This is a genomic window from Vicinamibacterales bacterium, assembly GCA_035699745.1.
In the GTDB taxonomy this organism is placed as follows: domain Bacteria; phylum Acidobacteriota; class Vicinamibacteria; order Vicinamibacterales; family 2-12-FULL-66-21; genus JAICSD01.
This window is the reverse complement of the sequence record DASSPH010000108.1, coordinates 63477-77119: the sequence shown is the minus strand read 5'-3', so window position 1 is coordinate 77119 and position 13643 is coordinate 63477. Positions and strand designations below refer to the sequence as shown.

Sequence of the window (13643 nt, the reverse complement as noted above, 5' to 3'; positions counted from 1 at the left end):
CGGCGACCGGTGTCCAAGCCCAGCGGAGGGGAACGCATGCTGCAAACGCACGCATCCGACCGGCGACTCTTCTGGACGGTGATTACTGCGCTCAGCGCCATCGCCGCTGTGGTGGCCTGGAACGTTCTGTAGCGACCGTCCAGGTCGCGCGACGCCCGACGAAGACGCGATTCCGTGAGCACGGAAACGATGCCCCTTCAGGGGGACTGTCGCACGCGCGTGAATTCCTCGCGGAGCTCGCGGAAGACTGGAAGGTCCTGGTCCGCCGACACCCACGTACGGAGCAGCTCGTCGTATGCCTTGCGGCTCTCCCCGACCGCACCCGCGCGGGCCAGTGCCCGAGCCGCCCCGAGCTGCGCGAGCGGAACCAGCGGGGAAAACGGGTCCGCGCCGCGATGGTCCACGACTCTCCGGAATTCGCGCGCGGCGGCCTCCGCAGCTCCGGCATGCAGCTGCGCGTCGGCGCGCAGGTACACCGGTACGAGCACGGCGATGCTGCCCGCTTCGTACCGCGAGGCGCGGCGCAACTCTTCAATCGCGGCGTCGAACCGACCGCGGGCCAGCAGTACGGCAGCCTCGGCGACCGGGAGGTATACGCCGTGCAGCAGCGTGTCGTCGGGCCGGACGCCGCGCAGCCGCCGGAGCACGGCGTCCGCCTCGTTCGGCACGCCGGCCAGCGCCAGCGTCGTCGCCGCCCGAAGCTGCGGTTCGTAGGAGGTCGCCGTCTCGAGCACTTCCCGTCCGCGCGCGATCGCCTCCCGTCGGTACCCGTAGAGCGCTTCCGTGAGCGCGGCGTGCGACGCGTAGCCGGATGCCACCTGCGGGAAGCCGCGCTCGGTCGCGACGGCGATGGCGTCCGCATAGAGACGGCGCGCCTCGCCGACCCGGCCGCGAAAGGCGGCAATCTGCGCCTGGGCGCCCGTCATGTCGAACACGCGCGTGCCTCCGGCGGCCCAGCGGATCTGTTCCTGCGCGACGCGCTGGTCGCCGGCGAGTTCCGCCAGCTGGTACAACAGCCGGCGCATCGGGGCGGTGTCGAGCTTCCGCGCCAGCGCCTCCTCCGCCACCGCTTTCGCCTCGGCGAATCGGCCGGCGCCGCGGTGCGCGTAGGCCAGGTTCGATCGCGGAAACGCGTGCGCGGGGTTGCGGCGCATCGCTTCACTCGCCTCCCTGGCGGCGGCCGAGTAATCGCCGGCGCGATTGAGCAGGACCGCCAGCGCATTCGCCGGCCGGTAATCGTGCGGGTACGTGGCTTTCCAGACCTCGAGCGCCTCGCGCGCCTTCAACTGATCCCCGGTGACGCGATCGTGATACTGGAACGTGATGAACAGGCGTTCGCGTTCGCTGACGCGGGCGCGCGATTGATACGCGAGTCGCGCGTACTGCTCGCTTCGCGCCGTTTCGCCGAATCCTCCGTAGATGGTTGAGAGCGTCGTATACGCGATCGCAAATTGCGGGTCGATCGCGATCGCGCGCTCGAGCAGGCCCACCGCATCCAGTTCCCGTCCCGCGGCGCGGTTGGCGACCGCTTCCGTGTACGCCTTCAGCGCTTCCAGCGACGGCGTCGTCGCCTCCTCGATCGGGACGCGGTGTCGGGCCAGCGACGCCATCGATTCGCCGAGCGACTCGCGGATGGAGATGGTGAGCTGGCCCATCGCTCTCAACACGTGTTCCTTTCGATCGACCTCCACGTGGTGACGGGCGATCGTGGCGCCGCTCGTGCAGTCGGTCCCGATCAGGGCGACGACCGTGGCGCTGCCGATGGCCGAGACGCTGCCTTCGAGCATGGCATGCAGGCCCAGCCGCTGACACACTTCGGCGGCCACCGCGTGGGTCATGCCGGCATCGGCGTCGCGTCCCATCAACCGCAGCGTTCCGCGGATCCGCTCGTCGGACACGAGATCCAGATACGGCGATTGCGCGAGGTAGACCGTCAGCGCCTCGCGGAGCGTGCCGTCGAAACTCGGATCGGCCGTGCCGTTGGCGATGTCGCTCACCAGGATCGAACTCCGCTCGACGGCGCGTCCTCCGTCCCGCAACGACGACCGCCGCGCGGCGCCGGTCTGCGCCACCAGCCCGATCGCGAGCGCCACGATCGCGGCGGTTCGCACGCGCTGGCCGATGTGCCACCGCGACGAACGCGCCGATGGGCGTCCGGCGCGCCGCACGCACTGGAGGTCGTCCCGCAATTGCTGGGCTGACTGATAGCGCCTCGCCGGATCCTTCTCGAGGGCCCGCCGGATGATCCGCTCGAGCGCCGCAGGCACCCGCGGGTTGAGATGGCGCGGTCTCGGCGGCGTGTGTCCGGCGATGGCCGTGACGATCTCGGCAGCGGTGTTGCCGCCGAACGCCGGCGTACCCGTCGCCATCTCGTATAGCAGGGCGCCGGCGGCGAAGATGTCGCTGCGCTCGTCTCCACACCCGGAAATCTGCTCCGGGGCCCGGTAGGGATGAACCGTGTCGTCGCCGCCGGCAGGGCCGGCGCAGATCACATCGACCGCGGACGTATGAGAGGTCGTGGGATCGAGGTCGGCCTGTGGCGGCGCCGGCGCGATCACTGCCGCACCGAGTTCGAGCAGCTTGGCATGGCCGTCGGTCGTGATGAACACGTTCGATGGCTTCACGTTGCCGTGGACGGTCCGGCGGCGGTGAGCCGCCGCGAGCGCGTCGGCGATCTGCACACCGATGTCGAGCACGCGATCCAGGGGCAGCGGCGATCCGGCGATCAACGTGTCGAGCGCTTCGCCGTCGAGCAGTTCCAGCACCAGGAACGGCTGACCGTTCTCTTCGCCGGAGTCGTGAACGGTGCAGATGTGCGGGTGGGCCACGAGCGAGGCGATTCGTGCTTCGTTGCGGAACCGCTCCACCGCCAGCGGCCGCGACAGCGCTTCACGGCGAAGCAGCTTGACCGCGACCTGCCGGCCCAGTCGCGTGTCCTGGGCCTTGTAGATCTCCGCGGGACCGTCGCGGCCGATCTCCTCGAGGAGCTCGTAGTGAGAAATGCGCATACAGCGCGCTCCTGCCGATCAATCGGGCCGCGACGACAGCGCCGCGTACTCGCCGCGAGCGGCGGCGAGCGGCACGAAGCCCGCATCGGCGTGCTTCCAGATCGCAAACAGCTCGTCGTACGCGCGCCGGCTGCTCGCCGCGTCACCGGCACGCGCGTGCGCCCGCGCGATGCCCAGGCGGGCCATGGGAATCACGGGGGCGAACGGGCTGACGCCGCGGTGCTCGAGGACCTTCGTGTATTCGGCAATCGCCTCCGTCAGCAGCCCTTTCTGGAGGTAGGCCTCGCCACGGAGATAACCCGGTACCAGTCCGGCGATCGTACCGAACTCAGTCGGGATGGCCGCACCGAGGGCGTCGATGGCGGCATCCGCGCGACCCTGCTGAAGGGCGATCGCGGCGCGCGTGGTCGGCGACAGCACCGTTCTCAGAAACGTCGCCTCGGGGTATCGGTGCTCGGCGCGGCGGACGAGCGCCTGCGCCTCTGCCACCAGACCCACGAGCCCGAGCGCCGCCGCCGCGCGAAAGCGCGGGATCGTCGCGCGGCTCTCGATGTCTTCGGCAGCGGCGATGATGCGCGAGACACGGTCGGCGGCGTGGCGCCGCTCTCCGTAGAGCGCCTCCATCCAGGCGATGTGGGCGAGATAGCCCGACGCCGTGCCCTTCAAGCCTCGTGCGGTTGCTATGTCGGCCGCGCGGCGGTAGAGATCCGACGCCTCGCGCACGCGTCCTTCGTAACCGGCGACCTCGGCCCGGGCGGACACGATATCGAACTCCCGCGGACGGTCCTTGCTCCACGCGACATGTGTCTCCGCGGATCCATCCCCGGCCAGAACCGCCAGGTGATACAGCAGGCGTCGCGTGGGCGAGGTCTCGACGCCAAGCGCGACCGCCTCGTCCGCGACTCTGCGCGCGTCGGCGTAGCGTCCCATCGATTGATACGCGAAGGCCAGGTTGGACAGCGCGAAGGCCTGCCCGGGGCTGCGCCGCAGCGCCTCGCGCGCCTCCGCCTCGGCCCTGGCGTACTGGCCGGTGCGGTTGTGGGCCAACGCGAGCGCATTGGCGGGGCGCCAGTCGCGCGGGTACGCGGCCTTCCAGAGTTGGAGCGCCCCCGCGGCGCGATCGGCGTTGCCGGTGACGCGGTCATGGTACTGATACTCGATGAAGAGGCGCTCGCGTTCGCTGACGCGTCCCCGCAGCTCGTACGCATGCCTCGCGCTGTCCTCGCTCCGCCGCCATTCACCGAGACCGCCGTACACCGTCGACAACGTGCCGTACGCCGAGGCGAACTGACGATCGAGTTCGATCGCCTGGTTGAAGAACGCAATCGACTCGAGTTCACGCCCCCGCCGCCGCTCTTCCAGCCCGAGGGTGTAGGCCTTCAGCGCCGCGAGCGACGGCGTGGTCGCCTGCTCGATTGGAACGTCGAACTTCTGGATCGTGGGCAGCGACTCGCCGAGCGTGGTGCGGATGCGTTTCGAAAGGCCGCCGAGCGCCGTGAGCACGCTCGGTTTGGTCGTCGCCTCCGCCTGCGCCCGCGCGATCACCTGACCGGTCAGGCAGTCGGTCGCGTTCAGCAGGAGCACGTAGTTGCGGCCCAGGGCGGCAAGCGAACCATCGACCATGGCTTTGACGCCGAGTCGCTGGCAGACTTCACGTGCGAGCGCGTGGGTGAGCCGCTCATCGGCGGTGCGTCCCATCAGCCGCAGCGTTTCGCCGAGCCGCCGTTCCGGGACGATGTCGAGGAACGGAGACTGACTGAGCTGCACGTTGACCGCGGTGACGAGCACACCGTCGAAATCGGCGTCGCCGGTGTTGTTCTCCATCGAACCGATGACAATGCTGTCCCGCTCGGCCAGCGGCGCGGCCCGCTGCAGCAGCCAGACCGACGCCGCGACGCCCGTCGTCGCGACCGCTGTCACGGCCCCGAGCCAAACCGCGACTCTTCTCCTGCGCGTGAGACCGTACACCGCCGCGCTCGTGCCGTTCGACGGGTCACGCTGACACCCGGGCGCGCGAAGCGCGGCGTCGATGTCCACGAGCAGATCGGCGGCGGTTTGGTACCGCTGCTCCGGGTCCACCGTGATCAGTCGCCTGATGATCGCGTCGAGCGCTTCGGGAATCGCCGGGTTCACGCTTCGCGGCGGCAGATAGGCCCCGTTGACGATCCGTCCCAGGATGCGCGCCGCGTCGTCACCCCCAAAGGCACGCTGTCCTGTGGACATTTCGTACAGCACGCTGCCGAGCGAGAACAGATCGCTCCGCGCATCCGCGGGGAGGCCGCGGGCCTGTTCCGGTGACATGTAGGCAACCGTGCCGACCGCGGCCCCTGTCCGCGTCAGGTCGGCCGCGGCCTCGGGCTGTCCCAACGGCTCCAGCGACACCGTTCCGGTCGGCGGCCCCTCGCCCCGCGCGAGTTTCGCGACGCCGAAGTCCAGGATCTTGATCTGGTCGCCGTCGGTCACGAACAGGTTGGCGGGTTTGATGTCCCGGTGCACGATGCCGCGCCGGTGGGCCGCGTCGAGAGCATCGGCGATCTGCCGCGCGAGCTCGAGGACGCGTTCCGGCGGCATCGGTCCGCTCTGAAGGCATTGACGGACGGTGACGCCCTCGAGCCGCTCCATGACGATGAACGGCTGTCCGTCGTGCTCGCCGAGCTCGTGAATGGTGCAGATATGCGGGTGTTTCAGCGCCGAGGCCAGGCGCGCTTCCCGTTCGAACCGCGCCAGCCAGTGTTCGGCGCCGATCGCGTCCAGCCGCAGGAGCTTGATCGCGACGTCGCGCCCCAGCCGCAGGTCCTCCGCTTGGTACACCACCGCCATCCCGCCCTCCCCGATCGGGGCGCGCAGGCGGTAGTGCGAGATGACGCTGGGAATTCCCGGGCTCACACGGCCTGCCGGTGTCCCGTGTTCAGGCGGCGGAAAGCGGCGACGGGCTCGCTCCATGTGCCCCGAGCACGTCGATCCTCCTCGTGCGGGACGCCGAGGAAATGCATATGCGGCGCCAGGCGGAAATCGGCGTCACCGGCGCGCTTCCGCAACGCATTTCGTGCATTGAACGCGCCCGCACTGCTCTATCGATCGGAATATTCCACGTCAGCGGGAAAAATCGCCCGCGCGGCAGACCTCAGCGCGCGGCGCAGGTGGTCACGGTCCTACACGTGCACGATCTCCCCCTTCAGCGAATACGCGATCGCGAGCACATCTTTCTGTGTCTGCTCGTCGATGTTGTGCCTGCGCAGGACAGAAAGGATGTCGTCAAGCGTCGCCACGTACTCGGCCGCGCTGATGTTCATGCCGCGGTGGGTATCGCGCATGGTGCGACCGAGATACGGCTTCTGTCCACCGCTCCCTGCTTCCAGAAAGGCGCACAGGTGTCCTTTGGTCGTCGCCAGCTTTTCCGGGGTGTCGAGATACGGGCGGAACCGCGCACTGATGATCGGGTTCTCCATGTGCGCGGCAACGATGTCGTCCACCAGCGCGGCAATGCCGCTCGACCCGCCAAGGCGTTCAAAGAGCGTCTGTGCCTGCATCCGTGTTCTCCTCATTCGCGTCGAGTCGACGCTGATGTGAAATAGAAATCGAGCATGTCGTGCAGCGGAGCGGGATCGCGGCGGAGACGAGTTCGCAAGGCGGCGCCTTCCCAGCAGTTGACGAGCAGCTCCGCCATCCGCTGGGCATCAGTGCCGGCGGGAAGGTCGGCGCGCTGGACCGCTTCCTCAAGACACGCGGCAATCCGGCGCGCGATGTCCGAGAGGCACGCTTCCACCTTCTGGCGAAAGGCCTCGCTGACGCCTGACAGTTCCTGTCCGAGTCCGCCCAGCAGACATCCGAGGTAGCCTTCGGAGCGGTATTTTTCGGCACTCAGCTCGAAGAACCGCCGCACGCGGGTCAGCGGCGCCACACTCGTGTCGCCGAGACACTGGTCCAGGCCCGCATGAACCTCGCTCATGTAGAGGTCGATCACTTGAAGGCCGAAGTCCTCCTTGCTCGTGAAGTGGTGGTAGAACGATCCCTTCGGAATGCGGGTCGCGTCGAGGACCGCGGCGATCCCGAGATCATTGAACCCACGCTCCAGCAGCATGGCCATGCCCTGCTCGAGCAGCTGCCGCTTGGTCTCAGTTGCCATGTCGTCGTGTTCGCCTTACCTTCCCGTCTAGACCGACCGGTCTACTCGGCGCAATTTGCACCGGAATCCAGCGGTTGTCAAGTCGCCGCCTTCGGGTTCGACACGCCGTCCAAGGCTTTGGGGCGACCGGACATCGGGCGACGATTCGTGCCCGACCTTCCGCTACTTGAAATACGGACGCACCACGTGACGCGCCGCATCAAGCTCGAAGCCGATGCGCTGCACGAGTTCACGGGAGCGTTCCTCGTGCGTCTGCGCCAGCTTCAGTTCCTCAGCCAGCGCGAAGATCCGCGTCAACCGGCTCAGCAGCGCCGCGCTGTCGACATGGACGAGCTGCCGGATGATGTCCTGGAGATCGAACGAGAGCGTCGAAGCCACTATCGCGCCCTGACGAATCTGCAGCAGCTCACGGAGCCGCAGCCGCGCGTCGGCACCGTGCGGTCGAAACACGAGCCCGCCCACGCCAAGTGTTCCGCGATGCTTGCCGCTGGAGAGCAGGTCGACGTTGTAGGTCGCGCCATCTGCTGAGGAGATGTTCTCGATCGTGAAGACTGCGTCGGGGAAAGCGTGCAGCCACAACTTGGCGAACTCGAGGTAGCCCCTCGGCCCTGGCTGCTGCGGTCCAGTCAGCAGCTGCTCCAGGGCCGCGTGCGGAGCAATCAGCGACGCGGCGTCTTCGAGGCGGCGAGTGTTGAAGTGAGTGTAGTAGAGCCGGATGAGCGCCTCGGCTGTCATGGAAGACCATCCATCGGAGCGCCCGCAATCCTATACGAGTTCGATGCCGTCGCCATTTGTGCTCACACGCGCCCAATGCTGGAAAAGTAACGAGCAACAGAATCGCGCCATCTGGCGCTTCCGCAGCGGCAATCGGTTCGAGTTGAACGCCAATCCCACCGGCGAGCGCCTGGTGACGCCGACGCCATTGCCGGCGTGCCCGTCGCGCCTGGGTCGTACCACTGGATGCGATACCGCGTCGAAGTCGGCACGGCGCACAAGCGGGGGCTCTATTCGGCTGGTGACATGGTCGTTCGGTCGATTCGACGACGGCGACCTCGATCAGCTGATTGGGACCGGGCCCTGCAATCCGACACCACGTGTCACGATCGAGTTCACCGGCGAACGCAACGTAGTCCACGCTCTCATCGCCCGTCGCGTCGAGTCAGCTGCTGGCGATCAATTTCGCAAACCCGCGCGCTACCGGTTGCGTACTCTCGATGTGGCGTCGGCAGCAGGTGCGGACGTCACTCGCGCCCCGCGTCGGAACGCTGGTCGAGGCGCTGCCCCATAAGGTATTGTGAGGCGCGCCACCACCACTCGTATCAACCTCGAATGCGCCATACGGACGTAGTTGTCGTCGGAGCGGGCCTGGCCGGACTGACGTGCGCGCTCGAGCTCAGCGCGCTCGGGCTCCGCGTGCAGGTCCTCGAGTCGCGGCAGGTCGTCGGCGGACGCACCTCGTCGTGGGTGGAAAGGGGGATGCGCGTCGAATCGGGGCTTCACCGGGTCATCGGCTTCTACCGGCACCTGCCCGCTGTGCTCGCGGATGCCGGCGTCGAAATCGACGACGTCGTCTGCTGGGAGGACGAGATCGAGATTCGCGTCCCCGACGGCGGAGGCGCGGCGGTGCTCGCGACGGGGCCGCTCTCCCGCCCGGCGGAGACTGTTGCGGGCGTTTCGAACCTGCTGCGGATCATCTCGCTCGCCGATCTCATGTCGCTTCCGGCGTTCTTCGCCGGCGGCCTGCACGAGTACTTTCTGAGTCCTTGGCGGCTCGATCAGGTAAGCGTCGCGGAACAGGCGAGGGCCTACGGAGTCACGGAAAACGCCATCAACCGGGTACTCGTGCCGCTGACCGCTGGCGTCTTCTTTCTGCCGCCCGAGCGCTACTCGGCGTACGCGTTCTTCGGACTGCTCGGACCCTATTTTCATCAGCTGACCTCCCTGCGCGTCGGCGCTTTCACCGGCGGCATGACCGAGGTGATGGCGGCGCCGCTCGCCGAGGCCATCATGAGGAATGGCGGTTCCGTCCGTACCAACGCGGCGGCCGAGCGGCTCGTGATCGACGAGGGTCGGGTCGAGGGTGTGGAGCTGAAGGGCGAGCGCCTGACGGCGTCGCATGTCGTCGTCGCCACGTCGCTCGACGCCGCCCAGCGCCTGATTGCCGCGGCGATTCCGGATCATCCGTGGTTCGCGCCGATGCTGCGGCTGCCGTCGATGCCGGCGGTCTCGATCCAGATTGAGCTGGACGGCCCGGCCATGCCGGTCGATCACACGACGTTCGGCCCCAATACGGTGCTGGCAAGCTTCGCCGAGCAATCGCGCACGACCTTTCCGGACGTGCCCGGCCGCCTGTCGATCATCCTCAGTCCACCGAGTCTTTTCGTGGGCATGGATGATGCGGACATTCTCGACGTGGTACGGCGCGATGCCGAGCGGCTCGGCCTGCCGGTGCGCGATCGCATCCGGCAATACCGCGTCGTGCGGCTGCCCGCAGATTTCTATTCGCTGTCGCCGGGCACCGATGCGCTGCGACCGCCGCAGCAGACGCCGGTTCCGGGTCTCACGCTGGCGGGAGATTACACGCAACAGCCCTACCTCGCGACCATGGAAGGCGCGGTTGCGTCCGGCAGGCTCGCGTCGGCCGCCGTGCAGGCGGCGATGTAGCCGGCGCTACGCGCGCTTGGGCAGCGCGTCCTTCGGGTACTTGTGCCCGGTCGATCGCGCGCCGGCGATGAGCAGCTGCGCTTGCGCCTCGATGTTCTGGATCGGAGCGGCGGCAGCGGGCTTGCTCACGACGGCGCCCGTCGTACAGGCGCGCCAGCCGAGGCGGGCTTCATGGGTCTGCCGCAAGATGGTCGCCGCCGTGAACGTCCGCGTGAGCACACCGGCGCCGCGACTGGGCTCGGCGAGCCATTCGCGATGCAGCCGGCCGAGTATCGGCTTCCCCATCCATCGCTTCAACGGCGCGAGCCGCTGGCCGCCGTTCGGATACGCCGCGAGGATGGTTCGGCGTACTCGCTGCAGCTCCAGGTCAGGAATCGGCGTGCCGGCCAGGGATCGCTCGAGGAACAACGATACGCCGCGCTCGACCGCCTTCAGCCAATGGAACAGCTCGGTACGATCGTGTCGGCTGAACAGCGCGCAGCCGGTCGTCGGCATCACGGATTTCAGCAGCAGGTGCGAGTAGGCCGGGGCGTGCGGAACGCGGCTGATGGCGATGATGGTGTCGAGCACCTCGTCGAGAGTGCGGTCCGGATCCATGCCCTGTGCCTGGTAGTCGAGATAATGCGCGACGTTCTGGAATTCAGCGCGCGCCGCAACCGCGGCCAGTGCCGGAATGGTGAACGGATAGAGCAGGTAGGTGAGGATCGGCGGCCTGCTCTCGAAGCCGCGGTTCAACGTCTCGATCATGCGTCTCGTCGCCGCGATGGTCTCCGGCTTCTCGCCGGGGAACCCATGGATGAAGCCGAAGGTCGCGGTCACCCCGTGCTTCGCCAGCGCCTCCACCGCGGGGCGCACGTGCGTGACCCTGGTCCCCTTCTTCATCGCGTCCAGAATCCGCTGATCGCCGCTCTCCTGGCCGACGAAGAGATGCGTGACGCCAGCCGCCGCCATCAGCGATGCGCTCAGCTCGTTGATGTCGCTGACCCGCGCGAATGCCCAGATCGGATGCGGCGATCCGCCGCGCGCGATCAGCGCGCGCAGGATCGCGTTCCAGCGCTCGTGCGGGAAGCTGGCGGTGGCGTCGACAATGTTGATCGCGGCGTTGCGGACGACGGCGGTCTGCATGATGGCGTCCGCCGCCTCGTCGGGGGCGAGCGCCTGCGGCGAGCTGAGCGCGCGATAGCTGCAGAACTCGCACTTGAAGACGCAGCCGCGCTGTGTCTCCACGCCGACTTCGACCAGGTCCGCGCCGAGATCCAGCCGCGGCTCGATACGGTCCGCCAGCGACCAGTCGACCGGCGGCCGCGACCGGAGATTCATCGGCTCCGCGTGTCCGGTGTGCCGCTTCTCCCCATCGGCGCCGTTCAGGTACAGGCCGGGCACGCGATCGAGCGACGTGCCGTCGCGCACCGCCGTGACGATCGCGGGCAGCCGCACTTCCCCCTCGCCGACGCAGTAGACGTCGGCGTCCAGCGACAGGAAGTTCTTCGCGTTCGAGGCGTAGTAGTAGCCGCCGACGAGCAGCCTGCTGTCGGGCAGGGCGCGCCGGATCACTCCGCACAACGCGCTCAGCCAGGGATGGTGCATGAGGAACGTGGTGCAGAGCGCCACGGTCCGCGGCGCGCGTCGGCGAAGCCGCGACAACTCGCGCCGCCACCAGTCCAGCTCGCGCACCCCCGGGTCGATGGCGTGCCACGAGAGACCGGCGTGCTCGAGCGCCGAGGCGAGCACCACGGCGGCGAGCGTACGGGTGCGCGGAAACGCCAGCTCGCGTCCGCTGATGGTGGGCCGCATCCCACGCTGCCAGTAGTTCAGCTGCACCCCCAGGTGCTTTTCCAACTCGAGGGTCGCGGCTTCGAGCGGCAAAGCGATCCGCGCCAGGTAGGTCGGACGCATGTGCGGGTCGAGCACGGGCGCCGTGGCAGGCTCGAACGGGACGACGATCAAACAGTCCAGCATGGCGATGCCTCGTCGTGACGGGCGCGTGCCCGTCCTCCCCCGGCCGTGAAGCGAACCGCGACCGCCGCTACCGGTTCGTGCCGGTCGTCGGTGCCGTCTTCGCCGAGGTTGTCACCTTGACTTTCAGCTCGCGCCGCGCTCCCTTGGCTTCCTTCGGGAGGCGCACGTTCAGCACGCCATCGCGGAACTCGGCGGTGATGTTGTCGCGGTCGATGTCGTCCGGCAACTGCACGGTGGCGACGCGATCGAAGCGGCTGTCGTCGCGCGCGCGCGAACGCACCTCGAGAACGTCGCGGTCGATGACCAGCGACATCTCCTCGGCGTCGTAGGCCGGCAGCTCGATGTGCGCGTGATAGTTCTCGTCCCCTTCGACGACCGCGACCGTCGCCGGCCGCGCCATCACTGGCCGTGGTTCAACCCGGACCTGCGCCACGGCCGGCTGGTACACCGGCTGACCTGCGGGCTGGTAGTAGGTCGTCTGCTGATACTGGGGCGGCTGGTAGGCGGCGCTGGCCGCGTAGGCGCTTTGCGCGGCGGCGTTCCACTGCTGCGCCGACACGCCGGACAGACCAACCATCGATTCGGCAACCGAGTTGGCGACCGTCGCGGCCGCGCGCATGCGCGCCTGGGCGATGTCGGAGATCAGCTTGATCACGAAGGGCACGCCGGCGTAGCCGAAGCCGAGCGGCATGCCGAAGTACGGCCCGGCAGCCACGGTGTAGCTGCCCGTCTGGTAGGCCGGGCCAGGTCGATCGAATCGCGGATCATAGTTTTTCACACGCCCTCCAATGCGCGCTGATGCGCGCAATTCATCAGCCTCTTTCCAGACCGGCGCTGCGGTTCTCTTCCTGCCTGCGGAGCAATGCCACAACCGCTTCCTGCAGCGTCGACATGGTCTGGCAGTAGGTGCCGGCGGCCGCGAGCCCGACGACCAGACGATGCGTACGCCCAAGGCTATGGTACGGCAACGCGGGAATCCAATGGTGCAGCGCGTGATAGCGAAGCCCGACCGGAGCGAACAGCAGCTCCCACACGGCCCGCATCCCGCGCGCCGGCTCCGCGATGATCGTGCGCGAGTCGAGCAGCTGGCCGAGCGTCGTCATCTCGTGTCCATCGCTTTCGTAGCGGTGCGCGGCGAGCACGCGGACCGCGTTGATCGCGGCGGCCGCGGCGGCCACGACGGTCCACGCGACGATCAGGCGCCCCGGCAGCACACCCGTCGCCCACGCGGTTACCGCGGTCCAGCACACGACCGCGCACATCGCTTCCTGAACGAGCCCGGCGGCGGCCAGGCGACGCTGCCGCACGTAACGCGGATTGATGGCGAGCGACGACGCGCGCGCGAGGAGGCGTCGGCGCAGCGGCGGCACGAGCCACGAGATCGGCGCGAGCACGGCGAAGCGCAGCACCATGGCGATCGGGAGCAGCGTCGCACTCGCGGCGAACAGACCGATCATCCACGCCGGCTGGTGCGCGAACGGCAGGTATTCTGGATCGCCGTCGGTGCCGTAGAGCCGCGGACGGTGGTGATCGAGGTGAACGCCCTCATACAGGAACAGAGGCACCAGCAGCGGAATGCCGGCGACGGCGTGCCAGGCGACGTCGAACCAGGGAAGCTCACGCCGGTTGACGTGCGTCAGTTCATGGATGAACGACGTCGCTCTGTAGAGCGCGAAGGTCGCCACGAGCGCCAGCCCCGCCTGCACCAGCATCGCGTCGCTGAGCGCGGCGCCGGCCAGCGCGGCCCAGCCGATCGCCGCCGACGCCACGAGGTCCGTCCAGTAGATCCGGCGGTCGGGTACGTACCAGTCGCGTGGAATCTTCTCGTGAACGGCCGTCCGCAGCGAAGCGGGCGCTGAAGCGGCAAGCTCGGTGCCCATGGTTCC

General features: G+C 68.3%; 9 protein-coding genes. 1 reads left to right on the top strand and 8 read right to left on the bottom strand.

Annotated elements, in window-relative coordinates; genetic code table 11:
• Positions 1-197: 197 nt before the first annotated feature.
• The 5 genes from VFK57_25465 to VFK57_25445 all read right to left on the bottom strand — a co-directional run bounded on the left by VFK57_25465 (position 198) and on the right by VFK57_25445 (position 7869).
• On the bottom strand, positions 198-3008 hold the full coding sequence (locus VFK57_25465) for a protein kinase (protein HET7699093.1): 2811 nt from the start codon (positions 3006-3008) through the stop codon (positions 198-200).
• Positions 3009-3026: 18 nt separating this feature from the next.
• Complete coding sequence (locus VFK57_25460) at positions 3027-5894, bottom strand: protein kinase (GenBank protein HET7699092.1); 2868 nt, start codon at positions 5892-5894, stop codon at positions 3027-3029.
• A 266-nt stretch (positions 5895-6160) separates the two neighbouring features.
• Positions 6161-6538 carry a group 1 truncated hemoglobin gene (locus VFK57_25455; protein ID HET7699091.1) on the bottom strand — a complete coding sequence of 126 codons (378 nt, stop codon included), beginning with the start codon at positions 6536-6538 and terminating at the stop codon, positions 6161-6163.
• An 11-nt stretch (positions 6539-6549) separates the two neighbouring features.
• Entirely contained in the window at positions 6550-7134 is a 585-nt protein-coding gene (locus tag VFK57_25450; protein HET7699090.1) for a TetR family transcriptional regulator C-terminal domain-containing protein, read from the bottom strand.
• A 162-nt stretch (positions 7135-7296) separates the two neighbouring features.
• The gene (locus tag VFK57_25445) at positions 7297-7869 is read right to left on the bottom strand and encodes an ester cyclase (GenBank protein ID HET7699089.1); all 573 of its coding nucleotides are present in this window, start codon (positions 7867-7869) and stop codon (positions 7297-7299) included.
• 225 nt (positions 7870-8094) lie between these two features.
• Here VFK57_25445 and VFK57_25440 point away from each other — a divergent pair, with 225 nt between their 5' ends.
• Positions 8095-9798, top strand: a complete 1704-nt coding sequence (locus VFK57_25440; protein ID HET7699088.1) for an FAD-dependent oxidoreductase — start codon at positions 8095-8097, stop codon at positions 9796-9798.
• A gap of 6 nt (positions 9799-9804) precedes the next feature.
• Here VFK57_25440 and VFK57_25435 read toward each other — a convergent pair whose 3' ends face one another.
• The 3 genes from VFK57_25435 to VFK57_25425 all read right to left on the bottom strand — a co-directional run bounded on the left by VFK57_25435 (position 9805) and on the right by VFK57_25425 (position 13637).
• A complete protein-coding gene (locus VFK57_25435) occupies positions 9805-11757 on the bottom strand; it encodes a radical SAM protein (GenBank protein ID HET7699087.1) in 1953 nt (650 codons plus the stop codon).
• A gap of 67 nt (positions 11758-11824) precedes the next feature.
• Entirely contained in the window at positions 11825-12535 is a 711-nt protein-coding gene (locus tag VFK57_25430) for an Hsp20/alpha crystallin family protein (GenBank protein HET7699086.1), read from the bottom strand.
• A 34-nt stretch (positions 12536-12569) separates the two neighbouring features.
• Entirely contained in the window at positions 12570-13637 is a 1068-nt protein-coding gene (locus tag VFK57_25425; GenBank protein HET7699085.1) for a fatty acid desaturase, read from the bottom strand.
• Between the last annotated feature and the right edge of the window lie 6 nt (positions 13638-13643).